Raw genomic sequence first — 17727 nt, 5'->3', positions numbered from 1 at the left:
TTGAAGAGCCATATAAAACAAGAAACCCGCCTCCTTAACAATAGGGGCAGGTTTCTTGTTATTTCGTACTGGAATCACCGGACACTTCTTCGTGCTCCATTGCATATTCAAAATCATCGATATCGTAAATGGGAATCGGGATTTCGTTCGTAATCAGGCGATCCACATATTCGAACTGATCAGTAAGTAAGGGAGCCTGCTCACGTATAGCGGTAAGGATAAGTTCCGTTTCGACGGGGTCAAATGTCTCGCCATAGCGGGCGTTATCCATCGCATTGACGACAATGCAGGATACGTTGCCCTGCAAAATAAGCGGTGGACTGTGGCGCCAAGGGGCTGTCAGTGCACGTTCGATCTTCTTCTTGTTCAGCTCGCTCTCGAAGTAGGAGATGAGCTCCTCAATTTGCTGCTTGGCATATACGTCTTCCTCGGGATCAGGCATGACCTGGTCACCTTCCAGACGCATCTCGTACAGCTCGAGTATCGTCGTGTATGGAATTATATATTCGACTGGACGCGTTGGCACAGACAGTTGACCATAGACCGCCAGCATGACTGCTTCTATTACGAATTGGCGAGGCTTCATCGTCGTACCTCAACCTCCTTCATCTATGGTGTAAGTGACAGACAAGCAGCCTGTACATATTTATAATACCACCTTGCCCTAACGCACAAAAGAGTAAACGGTACAATTTGTAAACAATTGATACTAAAAAAATAGCCAAACCCTTATTTGAACAAGGATTCGGCCATTTAGCGTAGATTATTAGTAGGTGCGGGCTTCGAAATAATGCCACAGTGCCTTCAAATCCCGGTGGGCAGGATAAGAAGACAGCTGCTCCGTTATATTCCAAGCCTGCTTCATGAACTCATGACTCATTTGAAGTGCTTCATCCAATGTACCACTGCGATGAATAAGCGCAATGGCTTCATCGAATGCATCATCTGGTGAATCTGCCTTCAACCCATGTATCTTCGCTGCGATCGATGCGTCACGCATGGCCAGAATGACCGGCAGCGTTGCATGTCCGTTCCGCAGATCGACCCCAGCAGGCTTGCCGAGTGATTCTGAAGATTGGGTGAAGTCGAGAATGTCATCTCTGACTTGGAATGCCATCCCGAGCTGATCGCCGAATGCATACAACTGATCGATTACGTGTTCATCAGCGCCTGCTGCCTTCGCACCTAGCTGCAGGCAAGTTGCCATCAAGAGCGCCGTCTTGTTGCGCGTCTTCTCCCAATACGCATCAAGCGACAGGTCGAAGTTGTATTTCAACTCCATCTGCTGATATTCACCCAGACACAGCTGCGTCGTTGTAATCGACGCCAGATCATGTGCGTAAGGCTCATGATCCTTGCCGCTAGCTGTTAGCAATTCGATGACACGGCACATAATGTAGTTGCCAATGTGAACTGCGTCATAGATGCCTGTCTTGCAGTGCAGCGCTGGCTGGCCTCGGCGCGTATCAGACTGATCCAGAATGTCGTCGTGAATAAGTGACGCTACATGAATAAGCTCGGCAGCAGAGGCTAGTCGGTAGACATCTTCGGATTCCACGTCTGTGCCGAAGCGGCTGCCTACGATTGTCATCATAGGTCTAAGACGCTTGCCTCCTGCACGGATGAGATCCAACACGCTCTTCGCGACAATGGATCGGGAGGGGACATCCGGATCGTGCAGAATAACGCGTTCCAAATCCCGATTAATTCGCCGTAGGGAGATGTTCAGCTGATCGCTCAGCGTACCGTTAAATGATGCCATAGGAAGCCACCTGCTTATAATGAGTGGACACGAAACGGCCCATTCGTTGATGAAGCATCATATCCGAGGCAGTGCCCTCGACACGGCGAATCTGGATGCGCTTGTTCGTCGTTGCCAAGTCTATAATGAGCTGTGTCATTCCGTGGCGAACGGCGAATTGATAGTACAGGCTGAGCAGGAAATCACCGTCCAACACAGCCTTGCCCGCGAGCTGTTCATCCTGCGGAACATGTTGATGTGTACGCAGTGCTTGACGAAGCAGCCAGTAGCAGCCGAGCAGCACTTGACGTTCCTGCTGCTGCATATCGTACGCATTCAGCATGCGAGCCATGTCGAGCAGCAGATGTTCATCCGTTCCAGCCGCCAATTGAATGCCGGTGATCGGCGGGAGATGCTGTGCCAGAAGGTCACTTGTTTGATTCAATAGTTGCCGATTCATGGGAACCCCCCGCTTCCCTCAGAAATAAGGAAAGTAATGTGACACGAAGTACACATTACTTTTCCAGTACACCATACCATCTATTCTTGTTGAGCAATTAATCCGTATACAGGTACCAGCGCTTCACGAACGGAATCTTCTTCCAAATTCGCTTCAGGCGTGGATACAGGTAGTAGTCCAGACCGAACGTGCTGCCGGAACCGCCGATAAGCGCGATGCCGCCGAAGAAGTACCAGAACATTTCATAAGGAGCCATACCGGACGTGTAGATCATGACGCCCATCGCAACAGTTCCGATCGATGCGATCGCTGTGAACAAGCCCAAGATCAACATAATACCGAAGATAACCTCAGCTGCAACCATGCAGCCTTGGAAGATGTAAGCCATTGCTGTATAGCCGCCATCGTTTGTATAGAACATCAAATCCATCGACCAATCGACAATGCCCTTGACGAAATCAGGCACTGGAATCGCCTTGATAGCCGTACTTGCACCTTCAACAGCGGATGCTGCTGTCTGTGCGTCAACCGTTGTATGAACTGCATCAACCGCTTGAGAAGCTGCAGTCACACCATCCATCGCCTTAGGCGGGATGAGGAACATCTGCGAAGGATCCTTCAGCAATTTCGATGCCTTCTCCCAACCTTGGGATAACCACATGAAACCGATATAGATCCGAAGCGGAACAAGCCAGAAATTCGGGGAACGCTTAGCAAAATGTCCACCGACGAAGCTGCGGCGATTCTTCACATGGAAGAATTCGTGCATCATGTAAGACCAGATCTTATGGAAGCCAAGTACTTGCAGGAAGTACACAATATTAATCATATGCTTGAAGAACATGGCCATGAAGCCAGTGAAGTGGAACATTTTCTTCGGCGTGCCGATAGCGGCTACCCCGTAGCGTCCACCGATACATACCATCGTACCGTGGAAGGTTGGCTTATACGACTTATGTGTGCCATTCTTCAAGTCAGCCACGATATTATGTGCGATAAGACCAGCAGAGTGCTCGGCGTTCTCAACCATTTGCGGTACAGGACGCTCTTCGCCTTCCGGAATATAGAAGATGTTGTCGCCGACAACATACACATTTTTGTGATCAACGGACTGCAATTTGTCATTTGTCAAAATGCGCTTGCGTCCTTGCTGCTGAACATCGAGGTTGCCTACAAGGTCAGAACCTTCGACACCGGCAGTCCAGATAACCGTGCTCGATTTGATTTCATTATCGCCAAGGACAACGGAATTCGGCGTAACGCCGGAAATCTTCGCACCTGTGATAATTTCAACTTTCATTTTGCGGAGATACTTGTCCGCTTTGTCAATGAGCTTTTGCGGCAGGATTGGCAGGATTTTCGGAGCCATATCTGCTACGACGAGGCGAACCTCAGATTCGTCCACATGGAACTCATGGCACAGCTCTTCGCGATATTCCGCCAATTCGCCGACCATTTCGACACCAGTGAAGCCGGCGCCAACGACGACGAATGTGAGCATTTGCTTGCGCAGCTCTGGATCTGAAATCTTCGTCCCGTCCATGAACATTTGACGAATTTGTTGTTTCAGTTTAACTGCATCCTCGAACGACCAGAGGGAGAAGGAATTCTCTTCTGCACCCTCGATACCGAAGAAGGATGGCTTACAGCCTGTACCGATAACAAGATGGTCGTAATTGTAGGATTTCTTTCTGCCATGCAGCTTCTGTCCGTTGAAATCAATGTTCTCGATCTCATCCAGCACTACGTCTACTTTCAGACCTGCAAAGATTTGCTTCAGGTCCATTTTGATTGCTTCTTCTTCGACGCGGCATGCTGCAACCTCATGCAGCTCCGTCATCATCGTATGGAAAGGTTTACGGTCGATGAGCGTAATGCGAATGTCTTTGTCTTTCTTCAGACGCTTCGCCAGCTTTTTCGCTGTCAGTACGCCACCATAACCGCCGCCCAATACAACGATCTCTTTCATGGTTTCACCCCGTTGTAATGCTTATTTGTCAATATTTTAAAATTGAACTATCTAATGCGAACAAGGGAGCTCCGCGAATAAAAAAGCGATATATGGCTCTCAAGCATTCATACGCTGCTCGTGCCCATTTTGCTTTCCTACTGCGGAGCTTCCGTGTTATCTCTATGTGATCAAGGAAGGAGTAAACTTATCTTACTTTGCTTTAGCCAGTGCTTCTTGAGCAAGTTTCACGAAGCTGCCAACGTGGATGGATACGCCGGATACAGCGTCTGTTTTACCTTCGTTGTTTACAGCGATCGCAGCTGGATCTTGCTTAGCGATAAGTTCTTGCTCCATTTTTTCAGCTTGCTCGTGCCATTCAGAAGAAGCACCGCCAGCTTTCATACCGTATTTGCCATCTTGAGATTGCTTTTTCTTGGAATCTCCGCCGTCTTTATGAACGCCATCCCAGTTTACAGCTGTGATTTTGCCGTCTTTAACTGTGATGTCCATTGTTTCTTTCCAACCGGATTTCTCATCGAAATCAGGAGATTCTGCATGGAAGTCGCCGTCTTTCAATGTTACTTGAGCAGCGTCTTTATTCGCTTCTGTTGATGTGTTTGTTTCAGGTTGTTTTGCAGCTTCTTCTTTCTTATCTCCACAACCAGCCAACATACCTACTACCAATACTGCGGATAGTAACAGTACAAGTTTCTTTTTCATAAAGAGTCCCCACCTTTTCTTTAGTTCAAAATTACTTTGTGAAAATTATAACTAACCGATTTACAATGTCATTTTAACATTAACTCCCTCTATTTAATGTGATATATGTCACACATAAAGGGTAAATCTTTAACTAAACCAAACTTTTTCCACGACGGTTTATTAGCTGCGCATTGACGATGCGGCTATGTATGACAATATATTCCCTCCATATCGCTCACAATATACGAGAGGGGCATCGGTAACGTTCATCCATCCATGTAAAATAATTGCTTCCACTTAATATAAGGGATAATTGCATCGCTGTTCAGTGATATTTTTCTATTGGCATGAACGATATGCATATGGTAAAGTTATGGCTTGCGCCTGAGCGCCGCGGTTCGTAACCATCCCGCGTAATCAAAACTAGGGAGGAATTTTATTATATGTTCAACTTTACTTGGGGCATTCTGTTCGTCCTTGCGAACTTTGCCTTCTTCTTGATTTGCTACCGGGCATTTGGCAAGTCGGGACTATATGCCTGGATTGGTGTAATGACGGTCATCGCTAATATCCAAGTTGGCAAGACGATTGAAATGTTCGGCATTGTCATGACGCTTGGCAACACGGCGAATGCAACGCTGTTCTTGACAACGGATCTGTTGAATGAAAAGTTCGGCCGTAAGGAAGCGAAGCGCGCAGTGTGGTTCGGGTTCTTCACGTTGATTATGACGACGATTATTATGCAGATGGCTCTTCGCTTTACGCCTGAGGCTTCTGATATGGCGCGTACGGCACAAGCATCGCTGTCGAATATTTTTGATTTGATGCCGCGCCTTGTCGTAGCAAGCTTGACCGCGTATTTCGTCAGTCAGTTCTTAGATGTGAAGCTCTTTAGTTGGGTGAAGGAACGATACCCGAAGGCAGGCCAATTGTGGATTCGAAGCAATGGTAGTACAGGAATTAGCCAAATGGCGGATTCGCTCGTATTTTGTACGATTGCGTTTGCTGGCATGGTGCCTTGGGATGTATGGTTCCAAATCTTTATTACTACTTATGTCATTAAGCTCATCATCTCGGTGTTATCGACACCAGTTCTATATTGGGCTAGAAGCTTCCCTGTTCGTGAAGATGTGGAAGGGCAGCAAGCGAAGTAGGGAGCGCCAATGGTTGACTTGGTAAACCGGTTCTAGCTTTCTTAATAAATGAAGACCCCGATACCGATATGAAGTTCTCCCTGTCAAGTGATGGAGCCTATCATGGTGTTGGGGTCTTTGTATAGGGAGTTTGTCCGAGCGGTTCGCTCCCTGAGGGATTTTTTATGATCATGATTCAGCCGGCAGTTCCGCATGTATCGTCACGGAACCATTCCCGCTTGTTGCCCAAACGCGTCCGCCTGCCCGTTCCACGATGTCGCGCACGATCGAAAGCCCAATGCCCGCACCACCGTACGTGCGCGAGCGTGAAGGATCAACCCGGTAAAATCGTTCGAACAAAAGCGTCAGATGCTCGGGAGCAATCTCCGCTCCAGTATTCGTAACCTCCACGCGGAGCATTTTAGCGTTTGCTTGCATCGATAAACGAACCGAATGACCATTCGGTGTATAGCGTATCGCGTTGTCGAACAGATTCTCAAATACGCGTAGGGCGTGAACTTTGTCGATCATGACGCAGACCGGGGAGGAAGGAACATCCTCTTGGAAAACAATTGCTTTTTCCTCCCATTTCGGCATATACCTTGAAGCGGCTTCTTGGGCAACGGATCGGAGATCGACCGGATTTGAGGGAATGGCCGCTTTCAAATCGCTCTCCGCCACAGCCAGACGGTGAATGTCCTCCACCAGACAAACGAGCCGCTCTACCTCGTGGTAACATTTATCGAGCGTTTCGGGCTTTGCGGAGAGGACGCCGTCTTTCATCGCTTCCATATAGCCCCGTACCGTAGATAGCGGATTTCTGAGCTCGTGGGCTACGTCCGCCACAAGGCTTCTTCGAAGCTGTTCGATCCTCTCAAGTTCCTTGCTCATTTGGTTGAATGAACGAGCCAAATCGCCGATTTCGTCGTTCGATCGAATCTCTGCCCTCACGGTATAATCCCCGCTCGCGACTCGCTCAGTCAGCTTCCGCATCCCGGACAAGGGGCGGACGATCGAACGGGTGAATAGCCAGTTAATCCCAATGGAGAGGGGGATGATGGCTAGACTGGTATATAGAAGATAACGCCCCGTAGCCGATTGGAACATGAGGAAATTTTGGTACACCATCAAGCGGTTTTCTTCTATCAGTTGAAGCGTGTACTGACTAAATCCGATGCTGATTCCGGCTACAAGCAAAATTAAAACTATCGCGTTAATCGCAAGGAGCTTGTAAATGAGTTTGATTTTCACCGTTTACCCTTCCTTTAACCGGTAGCCGATGCTCCGGACGGTTTCAATGAGATCGAATCCGGGATCAGTATCACGGATCTTTTGCCGGATATTGCCGATATGCACATCCACGATACGGTCGACAACATCTTTATCGCCCAGCGGATACAGCACGTTCAGCAAATGCTCGCGGGTACAGACTTTCCCTTGCATTTTGAGCAAGGTGATGACAATTTGAGCTTCCTGGTACGTGAATTGCAGGGGTGCTTTCTTCCAATAAAACCGATGGCTTTCGGATTCGTATAACAAATTCGCGTTATTGTTCAAAATGAGCCCCGAAGCTTTCCGCTCCGACGTACGCATCCGGCGTAGAATTGCCTGCATCCGGGCGACGAGTTCTCGCGGACTGAACGGTTTGCACAAGTAATCGTCGGCTCCACGTTCTAAACCCCGGATTTTGTCCTCTTCCTCGATTTTAGCCGTAAGCATGACGATAGGCGCGCTGCTGATTTTGCGCATTTCCCAGCATGCCGTAGTACCGTCCATGAAAGGCATCATAATATCCAGAATGATGAAAGATGGAGCCTCAGTTTTCACCAGTTCAACAGCTCGCTGCCCATCGCTCGCGGCAAGCACTCGGCAGTTCAGTGCCCCAAAGTATTCCTGCAAAAACGAGACGAGCGAAGCATCATCGTCCGCAATCAGAATAGGACCTTCAAGCTGCAGCTTATCCATCGGAACGTTCACCTCCACGGCTATCATTTTATCAGACATGATGCTCTCGTGTTCTTTATATGATCTTTACAATTCTCCGTTACATTGGTCAAGAGCCCCGTCTTACGTTGGCTCAAAACCTTTTCAGAGAGGCGATGAGTGAATGATGGTAAACAAAATGATAAAACCTGTACTTTTTGCCGGAATGGTACTTTCCGTTATTCAACCGGCGATTATTTTGGCTGCTGATAACAATTTGGCTTCGATCTCGGCTGCGGGAAACAACACCGCTGCGGCAATCCGCCCCTTTGACGGCGAGATTATCAATAACTCACTGGCCGTAAGTCCCGACGAGCAAACTGCGGTTGTCTCGGATAGTCGTCAGCCATGGATTCGAGTCTATGATCTTGCCCAAGGAACTTTGCGTAAGGAGATCCGCGGCTTTGTTACACCAAGAAACATTATGTTCATTAACGGCGGTTTGCAGTTTGTCGTTTCGGATAGCACACTGGGCACCCTGCGATTTTACAACACGGAAGACCTGGCATTGAAGGATGAGGTTGCAGTGGGTCAAGGCGCATTTGGAACTGATGTCACCGCGGACGGAAATACCATGTATGTCAACAATGAAGCCAAAAGTACAGTAACGGTTGTGGATCTCGGGCAGCATAAGACGACCGCTGTCATTCCGGGATTCTCCCAACCCCGTCAAGGGATAAAAGTATCTCCCGACGGTCGTTATGTGTTTGTTACTAACTTCAAGGGAGACAAGGTATCGGTTGTGGATGTCAAAACCAATTCAATCATCCATGAGATCTCCGGATTTTCGAAGATTCGAGCGATTTCAATATCCGCCGATGGCTCTACCATGTATGCGGCAAACAGCGGGCGTAATAGTATTGCCATAGTGGACATCTCACAAGGCAAAATCATTGGCGAGGTAAAGGTTGGGCGCGATCCTTACGGCGCATCCCTTTCTCCTGATGGAAAGATCCTTTTTGCCAGCAACAAGCTGGATAACTCCATTAATATAATCAGCACCTCCGACAACAGCATCATCGGGAGTATAAAAGGATTTTTAGAGCCCCGGCAAGCGATCAGCTTCAGCAAGGATGGGAACTTTGCTTATGTCCTTAATCGCGATCTCTCCATTTCTCGAGTGGATGTGAAGGCTGGTATGATTCTTGATACTGTAAGCGATAAAGATGATATTTATTATGATGTCAAGGTCAATGTTAAAGGCAATCCGATTCAAAGTGAAGAGTATCCTTATTATAAATCCAAAGCCGACATCATTTATGTTCCTGTACGTTTCGTTACAGAGGCTTTGGGTGCAACAGTGGAATGGAATAATGATTTTCAAACCATTCAAATCAACTACAACGGCAAAATCAATTCAGTTAACGTGGGAGGTAAAACCGCATTGGCAGGTGATCAACAGATCCAACTCGATGGTCCGGTTGAAAAAAACGGGGAACGCACCTTTGTTCCGTTAAGCTTTATTTCGAAAGTCATGGGAGCCAGCGTAAAGTGGGATAATCCAAGCAGAACAGTAAATATTACGCCGGTTAAGTAATGATATAAAACGCTGCCTAGTCAATTGGTAGCCCTTGCATGAGCTTTGATTCTCTACGCCAAGAAATCAATGAGGTAATTATTTTGAGTTAAAATGGAAGATTGTCCCTTGTTTCACATGGAACTTTTTTCGACAGGAATCTAGTGAATATGAGCAATCTGCTGTCATAAAGCATACGAATAACGAAGTTGATGGGAGATATGAGCATTGCCCCAATGATCAGCGGACACTTTGCAATTTCTGTTTGTCACTGGACTTTCTGATGGATGAGGACTATAATTACCCGTGTAATAGGTAGCTTCGATAACTGCATATGCACGCTAGGGGTGCTGGAATTTGGCCGGCTGAGATTGTATCCCATTAAGATACCGACCCTTACACCTGATCTGGGTAATGCCAGCGTAGGAAAGACGTTGAACCGCGTCATTATTGTTATAATTAGGTTGCTTGCTTATTCGTCATGCTCTGCATGAATGTGCGCTGCTTTGGGCAGAATGGACATGATTGCAGTACGGATGAACGAATGCCGGATGACCTTATTGACGTGATTCATCGTATGATGCACATTCGCATATACGCGTAGAACGGCACACAAAGCGTCCCAGAGGGGGCGCTTTTTTTTGTGGATCTGAATCGTGTTGCAGGACGGCGGGACGGGAACTTGCTCATCCACACATATACGATCGAGCGGATCGTCCAACTGGTGAACGCGGCAGGCGTTATCGAAGCACTTTCTAATTTCATGATCGGCTCTCCACTAGTGAGGGAAGGAAGAAAAGGGGGATTCATCATATGCAACGGACACGCTTTACACGAGGGTTGATGCTGGCGCTCGTTATCATGATGACATTTGCGCTCGCTGCTTGCGGCGGCAAGGGTCAAGAAGCAGGACAAGGGAGTCAGGCAGAGGGGAACACGACTCAGGAGCAAGGAACTGATAAGTCGAAGGAGAAACGCGACATTAAGCTTGTGCTTGATTGGACGCCGAATACGAACCATACTGGCTTGTATGTCGCTAAGGAGAAGGGCTACTATGAGGAAGAAGGTCTGAATGTTGAGATATTGCAGCCGAGTACTGGCGCATCAGAGGCGATGATCGCATCGGGAGAAGCGCAATTCGGTGTTAGTGTTCAGGAAAGTATTACGATGGCTCGACAACAAAATGTTCCGATCGTGTCGATTGGTGCGATCATTCAGCATAATACATCAGGCTTTGCCGCGCCGAAGGACAAGAACATCAAGTCACCTAAGGACTTTGAAGGCAAAACGTATGGCGGCTGGGGCTCTCCGGTTGAGGAGATGATTATCCGCACGATTATGGAAAAGGACGGCGGCGACTATAGCAAGCTGAAGAGCGTCAACATGGGCAATGCCGATTACTTTACAGCTGTGAAGAAGGATATTGATTTCGCGTGGATCTTTTACGCTTGGACAGGTATTGAAGCAGAGCTTCGCGGTGAGCCGATTGATATGCTGTACGTCAATCAATATGCGAAGGAACTCGATTATTATACGCCGGTTCTTTCGACAAGCGAGAAGCTGATCAAGGAAGATCCTGAATTGATTAAGGCATTCATGCGTGCTACGTCCAAGGGATATCAATATGCGATTGACAATCCAGAAGATGCAGCCAACCTGCTGCTTAAAGCGGTGCCGGATTTGAACAAAGACCTGGTTATCGCAAGCCAGAAATGGCTGAGTCCGAAGTATAAAGACGATGCACCTCGCTGGGGCGAGCAAAAGCGTGACGTATGGGCAAATTACATGAATTGGCTCGTGGAGAACAAATTAATGGATAAGAGCATCGATGTAGACAAGGCGTTTACGAATGACTTCTTGCCAGCTTCATAAGCCTGCACGGTTATAGGAATGGGCAATGGGCGCATATGCGCCCTTTTGCTGTATTTCGTTACAGGATGATCGTCACGAGATAATCGTTACTAAGTGATCATTCGAATGAACGTTATATCTGGATTGCGAAAGAGGAGGGGAAGCAAGATGGCGAACAGTTTAGTAAGTATTCAGATCGTTCCGAAGACGAAAAATGGGGAAGACGTAATTCCCTATGTAGATCGTGCAATCGAAGTCATTCAAGCATCGGGTGTGAAATATCAGGTAAATCCACTGGAGACAACGATGGAAGGCGAACTTAGCGAACTCTTCCGTATTATTGAGGATATGAACAAGGCCATGATTGAGATGGGAAGCAGCAATGTGTTATCGCAAGTGAAGATTGTGTATAAGCCTTCCGGCATTACGATGGATGAATTGACGGTGAAGTACCGGCCATGAGTGGACGTCGAATCGCGAAGATCGGTCCTCCGATCATTGCATTTATCATATTCCTTGCTATATGGCAGGCAGGAGTAATGGTGTCAGGCATTGAGAAATGGATGCTGCCCAGTCCGCTCGATATTGTACAAGAGGCCGTAAGCAATGGTGGCGGTCTGCTTATGCATACATGGGCTTCTGTTCAATTGACGCTCATTGGCTTCTGTGTAGGCACGGCTGTCGGCTTGCTGCTGGCTTGTGCGCTTCATCCGATGCCGTGGCTGAAGCGGGCGATCTATCCGCTTGTCATAGTCAGTCAGAATATCCCGACAATTGCGCTGCTGCCGCTGCTCATGATCTGGTTCGGCTTCGGTCTCATGCCGAAGATTGTCACCATTACGCTGGTATGCTTCTTCCCCGTATGCGTGGCTACCCTGGATGGTCTTGCCCAGACAGACCGCACGATGATGAATTATATGCGTATGGCGGGCGCGAGCCGGTCGCAGCTGTTCTGGAAGCTGGAGCTGCCCCATGCACTTCCATCTGTCTTCTCAGGCTTGAAAATAGCAGGGACGTATAGCGTGATGAGTGCGATTATTTCCGAGTGGCTCGGGACGGACAAAGGGATCGGCTACTACATGGTACTGCAAAAAGCAGCCTATCGCACGGATCGCATGTTCGTGGCAATCGCAGTTGTCATTCTATTGAGCTTGGCCATGTTCGGCCTCGTATGTGCATTGGAACGGCTGCTCATTCATTGGCGCCGTGACAATAAGCAGGGGTGAAGGGGGGAGCGTTAAAGATGATCACAACAAACGAACAACAGCCAGTTGCCCAGCGAGATGCTGATCATGTGCATCAGCATGAGGCAGTACAGAAGCAGGCCGCTCTTGAGCTGCGTGATGTCAGCATGTCATTTGACGGTCGAGCGGGACGGCTTCATGTGCTCGATCAAGTATCCATTACGGTGCAAGCAGGAGAGTTCGTCTCCATTATTGGCCCATCCGGATCGGGGAAGAGCACACTGTTCCATCTCATAGGCGGTCTGCTTCGTCCATCAGAAGGGGATATTCTCGTCCATGGGCAGAACGTGGTTGGTCAGACAGGCCATATCAGCTATATGCCGCAGCAGCCCGCGTTGTTCCCATGGAGAACGGTGGAGGACAATGTTATCCTCGCTCCAGAAATTGCAGGCAAGCCGAAGAAGGAGGCGCGGGAGGAAGCGCGCCGCTGGCTAAGCAATGTTGGATTGACGGGTTATGAACGCTCGTATCCGCATGAGCTGTCCGGTGGCATGCAGCAGCGTGTCGCCTTCCTACGCGCAATGATGAGCCCCCATGAGCTGATGCTGCTTGATGAGCCGTTCAGTGCACTTGACGCGCTAACACGCAGTGATATGCAGCGCTGGCTCATTGACCTGTGGGAACGCAATCGCCGCTCGGTGCTGTTCATTACACACAGCATTGAGGAAGCGCTGCTGTTGTCAGATACGATATATGTACTATCCAACCGCCCCGCGCAAGTGTTAGAGCGAGTTGCTGTCCCGTTCGCGCGGCCGCGAACGGAAGCGCTGGCTTCTGAGGCCGAGTTCGTCCGCATGAAGCGCGAACTGTCCGATCTGCTGCGTAGTATACAATCTTCATCTCCTATACGTTGAAGCGTGAAGCTGTCTCTTAATAAGAGGCAGCTTTTTTTGGGGAGAATATAGAGATGAGATGCAGCCCCTTCTAATCCCTTATTGTCTATCCATCTCAAATCTTATATATGTATCCTGCCCGCTGCCTGGAATGACCCGCTGTTCATTTTCTGGTGGAAAAAGTTAGAGGCAAAGATTATAATTAAATCTCGTTAGACATGGATAGCCGCAACTCTGTGCATTGCTGTATAGAGATGACGGTGTGTCCTGAGGAGGAATGAATTCAAATGATTACGAAAGAAAGCAATCTGCGGATGGTCGTTGCCGGCCTGCTGCTTGGTATCCTGATGGCAGCCATGGACAATACGATTGTTGCAACGGCGATGCCAACGATTGTAGGCGAGATGGGCGGCTTCAATTTGTACGTGTGGGTGACGTCAGCCTACATGGTAGCGACAATGGCAGGGATGCCGATTTTCGGAAAGCTGTCCGACATGTATGGCCGCAAGCGGTTCTATGTGTTTGGTTTGCTCGTCTTCTTGGTCGGCAGTGCGCTGTGCGGAACAGCGGACAGCATGATTCAGCTTGCAATTTACCGCGCGATTCAAGGGATTGGCGGCGGTGCCGTCATGCCGATCGCGTTTACGATTATTTTCGATGTGTTCCCGCCTGAGAAGCGGGGCAAGATGACGGGGCTATTTGGTGCGGTGTTCGGAGTATCGAGTGTGGCGGGCCCTCTGCTTGGCGCATACATTACCCAATATATCGGTTGGGAGTGGGTATTCTACATCAACTTGCCGCTTGGCCTTATCTCCCTATGGTTCATTATGCAGTTCTATAAGGAGAAGACTACGACCAAGAAGCAGCGCATTGACTGGGGCGGAGCCATTACGCTCGTCGTTGCAATCGTCAGCTTTATGTTCGCGCTTGAGCTTGGAGGCAAAGAGTACGCTTGGGATTCAACAGTTATTATAAGTCTATTTGCGATATTCCTTGTGTTCTTGATCGCCTTCTTGATCATTGAGACACGGGTGCAGGAACCGATTATTTCGTTCAATCTGTTCAAGCGCCGCTTGTTTGCGGCAAGCCAGGGTGTCGGCTTCTTCTACGGGGTGTCGTTCGTGATTGCTACCGTATATATCCCGCTGTTTGTCCAATGGGTATATGGAGGCTCGGCAACAGATAGTGGTCTCGTCTTGACACCGATGATGATCGGTTCCGTTGTGACGAGTTCGATTGCCGGTATTATGGTTGCGAAGCGCAGCTACCGCAGTTTGATGATCGTATCCGGTATTTTCTTCATCGGCGGTATGTTCGCGCTCAGTACGATATCGACAGAAACACCTCGTACGTTGTTGACGCTGTATATGGTCTTAACGGGACTTGGTGTAGGCTTCTCCTTCTCCTTGCTCAGCATGTCCTCTATGCACGGCATGGAGTTTCATCAGCGTGGCGCGGCGAACTCGACCGCTTCCTTCTCACGCTCGCTTGGGATGACGATTGGTATCACCTTGTTCGGTACGATCCAGTCGCATATGTTCCAAGGGCGTTTACAGGAGGTAATGCCTGCGGGCAGTGCAGCGATGGAGCTTAAACCCGAGACACTAATGAGCGGGCAGATGGGCGAACTTCCGCCTGAAGTGGCCCGGGGTCTGACAACGGCTCTCGCGGACTCGATAGCTAGCACCTTCCAATGGGCCCTCATCCCAGTAGCATGTGCGCTTGTGTGTATTGCGCTTATGGGGAATGCTCGGATGATTCGAGGGGATCAAGGTCAGGGTCGTGGCGGAAATTCGAATGAGGCAAGTGAATTGAGAGCCGGAGAAATGTAAAGAAAGCAAGGCCGTAGCCTTTGAAGTGAATCGCCGCAGGATACTCGTCTAAGACGTGACGCCTGCGGCGTTTTTTGAGATGGGGGTTGAAAACAATGAACGAATATGAAGTGCATGTTGTGGATGCACATATACATATTGATGGATATAAGCAAGCAGCAGTCGCAGAACTGGAAGCGTCACTAAACCATCCATACTTGGATTATGTGATTGTGGTGTCTATGAATCTTGCTTCTTGCCTCCACACCGAGCAATGGGCAAATCGTTATCCCGGCAAGGTACTCCCTGCATACGGATTCCATCCTGAGCAAGCTCTTCCAAGTGCTGACGAGCAGGAAGGGCTGCTGGCCTGGCTTGAGCTGCATAAGGAGAGCATGATTGCCATTGGTGAGGTTGGTTTGCCGTATTATATGCGGGAGGAGTCGCAGAAGCGCGGCGACTCATTTGACCGCTTGCCCTATATAGAGCTGCTTGAATTGTTTGTAGAGCGGGCTGCTGCATGGGATTTGCCAATTGTGCTTCACGCCGTGTACGATGACGCTCCGATTGTCGTTGACTTACTTGAGCGATATAGTGTGCGTCGCGCGCATTTTCACTGGTTCAAAGGAGATGAGAAGACGATATCCCGCATGGCTGACAACGGTTATTTCATCTCATTTACGCCAGACATCCATTATGAGGATGAGATCCGCGCGTTGGCCAGACAGTATCCAGTGGAGCAGGTGATGACGGAAACGGATGGGCCGTGGCCATTCGAAGGGGCATATACAGGCCGACATACGATGCCCATTATGGCGTACGATGTTGCCATCGAGTGGGCTGCGCTGCAAGGTATGGACATATTGGAAGCTTCGAGGCTGCTGCGTGCGAATGCGCAGCGCTGTTACGGGGTATAAAGGTAGAAAGGACACATGTTGATGCAGCAAGCATGCTGCTTGGCTTAGTCAATAAGGATAGATGATTGTAGATAGGAATTCGCTGATTTATGTAGATGGCGTATTTATGGGTACTTAACAGGGGATTGTCCATACGAGTCAATGCTCCGACGAAGCACAGACAATCCCTTGCTTTTATGAGGTGGTGGTACCATGCAGCAGCCTGCTGCATGATGTTTTACAATCAATTACAACACCATTGCAGCAATGAAACCTGCGACAAGCAGCGGCACATTGTAATGGAGGAAGGTTGGCACGCAGGTATCCCAAATATGATCGTGCTGTCCATCCGCGTTCAAGCCGGCCGTAGGACCAAGTGTACTGTCCGAGGCAGGTGAACCAGCATCACCCAGTGCACCTGCTGTTCCGATAAGGGCAACAGTGGCTAGCGGGCTGAATCCTAGTCCGATGCACAGCGGTACGAATACAGTGGCGATAATCGGAATGGTGGAGAACGAGGAACCGATGCCAAGTGTAACAAGCAGTCCGATCGCAAGCATTAACAGCGCAGCTATTGCTCGGTTGTCGCCAACTGCCTCCACAGAAGCCCGCACAAGTGTCTCAATATGTCCCGTATCTCGCAGTACAGCGCCGAAGCCAGAGGCTGACATCATGACGAAGCCAATATAGGCCATCGACCGCATGCCGTCTGTTAGGACACGATCTGCTCTGCTCCATGGAATGACACGTGATAGGATGAGGATTGCCAATCCGGCGGCTGCCCCATAGATCATAGATCCTGTGCTGAGCTGTACCGTCAGCATTGCTGCGATAGCAGCGAGTCCTGACCAAGCTGCCCACTTGTTTGTCACTCCGTCTTGACCTGGGATGGGAGAAGATCCAGGCTGCGTTGTCCCTTCTATTGTTGTATATTGACGCGGCTTGCGATAAGAGATTGCAAGTGAGACAATAAGTCCGATCACCATACCAACAGCCGGAATCAGCATGGCTCGCGGGAGCAGTGATGCATCGACTGCAAGACCATTCTTGGTTATATTGCCTGCTACGGTGTCGTGAAAGATTGCCCCGAATCCAACAGGCAGAAGCATGTATGGTGTAATAAGACCGAATGTAAGCGCGCATGCAACGGCTCTCCGATCGATGTGCAGTGAATTGAACAGCACGAGCAGCGGTGGAATGAGCACGGGAATGAAGGCGATATGCACGGGAACGGCATTTTGCGACATGCAAGCAATGAGTGCAATGGCGGCCAACACGAGATACCGTGCAGCGGCACGAGGAGCCTTCGTGCTATCCTTTCCCTGTACTAAGCTTACCGCGCCGCGCACCAGCTTGTCCGGCAATCCTGTTTCCGTCAAGCCAGCGGCGAATGCCCCCAGCAGTGCGTAGCTTAGAGCAATTCCGGCATTGTCTTTCAGTCCTTCTCCGAAGACATCGAGTACGCGAGATATGCTAAGGCCTCCTGCTAGCCCGCCTACAACAGTAGCTGTCAGCATCGCAAGTACAACATGTACGCGAAGCATACTTAATCCGAACAATATTGCCAATGATAGTAGTACTGCATTCATCGTCTGATGCCACCTTT

The 17727-nt window shown here is 49.2% G+C and carries 17 protein-coding genes and 1 riboswitch; of the genes, 9 read left to right on the top strand and 8 right to left on the bottom strand.

Going from position 1 to position 17727, the window contains the following annotated elements:
* Positions 1-58: 58 nt before the first annotated feature.
* The 5 genes from RQP50_RS19705 to RQP50_RS19685 all read right to left on the bottom strand — a co-directional run bounded on the left by RQP50_RS19705 (position 59) and on the right by RQP50_RS19685 (position 4872).
* Complete coding sequence (locus tag RQP50_RS19705) at positions 59-586, bottom strand: hypothetical protein (protein WP_021257253.1); 528 nt, start codon at positions 584-586, stop codon at positions 59-61.
* 180 nt (positions 587-766) lie between these two features.
* Complete coding sequence (locus RQP50_RS19700; protein ID WP_315746463.1) at positions 767-1762, bottom strand: polyprenyl synthetase family protein; 996 nt, start codon at positions 1760-1762, stop codon at positions 767-769.
* Positions 1749-2201, bottom strand: coding sequence for a hypothetical protein (locus RQP50_RS19695; RefSeq protein ID WP_021257251.1), 453 nt, complete (start codon positions 2199-2201; stop codon positions 1749-1751). The genes RQP50_RS19700 and RQP50_RS19695 overlap by 14 nt, the downstream gene beginning before the upstream one ends.
* A gap of 97 nt (positions 2202-2298) precedes the next feature.
* Entirely contained in the window at positions 2299-4170 is a 1872-nt protein-coding gene (locus tag RQP50_RS19690) for an FAD-dependent oxidoreductase (RefSeq protein WP_028533364.1), read from the bottom strand.
* Between the two features lie 192 nt (positions 4171-4362).
* Positions 4363-4872 (bottom strand): FMN-binding protein, encoded by a 510-nt coding sequence (locus RQP50_RS19685; protein ID WP_021257249.1) that lies wholly within the window; start codon positions 4870-4872, stop codon positions 4363-4365.
* Between the two features lie 425 nt (positions 4873-5297).
* On the opposite strand from RQP50_RS19685, the gene RQP50_RS19680 reads away from it, so the two are divergent.
* A complete protein-coding gene (locus RQP50_RS19680) occupies positions 5298-6008 on the top strand; it encodes a queuosine precursor transporter (protein ID WP_021257248.1) in 711 nt (236 codons plus the stop codon).
* Positions 6009-6176: 168 nt separating this feature from the next.
* On the opposite strand, the gene RQP50_RS19675 is transcribed toward RQP50_RS19680, so the two are convergent.
* On the bottom strand, positions 6177-7238 hold the full coding sequence (locus RQP50_RS19675; RefSeq protein WP_315746461.1) for a sensor histidine kinase: 1062 nt from the start codon (positions 7236-7238) through the stop codon (positions 6177-6179).
* Positions 7239-7241: 3 nt separating this feature from the next.
* Complete coding sequence (locus RQP50_RS19670; RefSeq protein WP_315746460.1) at positions 7242-7991, bottom strand: response regulator transcription factor; 750 nt, start codon at positions 7989-7991, stop codon at positions 7242-7244.
* A gap of 103 nt (positions 7992-8094) precedes the next feature.
* Between RQP50_RS19670 and RQP50_RS19665 the strand changes: the two genes are divergently transcribed.
* The 8 genes from RQP50_RS19665 to RQP50_RS19630 all read left to right on the top strand — a co-directional run bounded on the left by RQP50_RS19665 (position 8095) and on the right by RQP50_RS19630 (position 16142).
* Positions 8095-9507 carry a stalk domain-containing protein gene (locus tag RQP50_RS19665; protein WP_315746458.1) on the top strand — a complete coding sequence of 471 codons (1413 nt, stop codon included), beginning with the start codon at positions 8095-8097 and terminating at the stop codon, positions 9505-9507.
* 312 nt (positions 9508-9819) lie between these two features.
* Positions 9820-9933: riboswitch (TPP riboswitch) on the top strand.
* Between the two features lie 196 nt (positions 9934-10129).
* Positions 10130-10330: a hypothetical protein gene (locus RQP50_RS19660; protein ID WP_072729110.1), complete on the top strand. Its 201-nt coding sequence runs from the start codon at positions 10130-10132 to the stop codon at positions 10328-10330.
* Positions 10300-11358 (top strand): ABC transporter substrate-binding protein, encoded by a 1059-nt coding sequence (locus tag RQP50_RS19655; protein ID WP_072729109.1) that lies wholly within the window; start codon positions 10300-10302, stop codon positions 11356-11358. Before RQP50_RS19660 ends, RQP50_RS19655 begins: the two co-directional genes overlap by 31 nt.
* Before the next feature lie 147 nt (positions 11359-11505).
* A complete protein-coding gene (locus RQP50_RS19650; RefSeq protein ID WP_021257241.1) occupies positions 11506-11799 on the top strand; it encodes a thiamine-binding protein in 294 nt (97 codons plus the stop codon).
* Complete coding sequence (locus tag RQP50_RS19645; RefSeq protein ID WP_315746457.1) at positions 11796-12563, top strand: ABC transporter permease; 768 nt, start codon at positions 11796-11798, stop codon at positions 12561-12563. Before RQP50_RS19650 ends, RQP50_RS19645 begins: the two co-directional genes overlap by 4 nt.
* Positions 12564-12580: 17 nt before the next feature.
* A complete protein-coding gene (locus tag RQP50_RS19640) occupies positions 12581-13435 on the top strand; it encodes an ABC transporter ATP-binding protein (RefSeq protein WP_315746455.1) in 855 nt (284 codons plus the stop codon).
* 266 nt (positions 13436-13701) lie between these two features.
* Positions 13702-15246, top strand: coding sequence for an MDR family MFS transporter (locus tag RQP50_RS19635; RefSeq protein ID WP_315746454.1), 1545 nt, complete (start codon positions 13702-13704; stop codon positions 15244-15246).
* Positions 15247-15341: 95 nt separating this feature from the next.
* The gene (locus RQP50_RS19630; RefSeq protein WP_315746453.1) at positions 15342-16142 is read left to right on the top strand and encodes a TatD family hydrolase; all 801 of its coding nucleotides are present in this window, start codon (positions 15342-15344) and stop codon (positions 16140-16142) included.
* Positions 16143-16369: 227 nt separating this feature from the next.
* On the opposite strand, the gene RQP50_RS19625 is transcribed toward RQP50_RS19630, so the two are convergent.
* On the bottom strand, positions 16370-17710 hold the full coding sequence (locus RQP50_RS19625) for a Na+/H+ antiporter family protein (protein WP_315746452.1): 1341 nt from the start codon (positions 17708-17710) through the stop codon (positions 16370-16372).
* Between the last annotated feature and the right edge of the window lie 17 nt (positions 17711-17727).

The sequence above is a fragment of the Paenibacillus suaedae genome, assembly GCF_032337355.1.
Classification (GTDB): Bacteria; Bacillota; Bacilli; order Paenibacillales; family Paenibacillaceae; genus Paenibacillus_B; species Paenibacillus_B suaedae.
The sequence above is the reverse complement of the archived record's forward strand: the minus strand, read 5'-3'. Positions and strand labels throughout refer to the sequence as shown.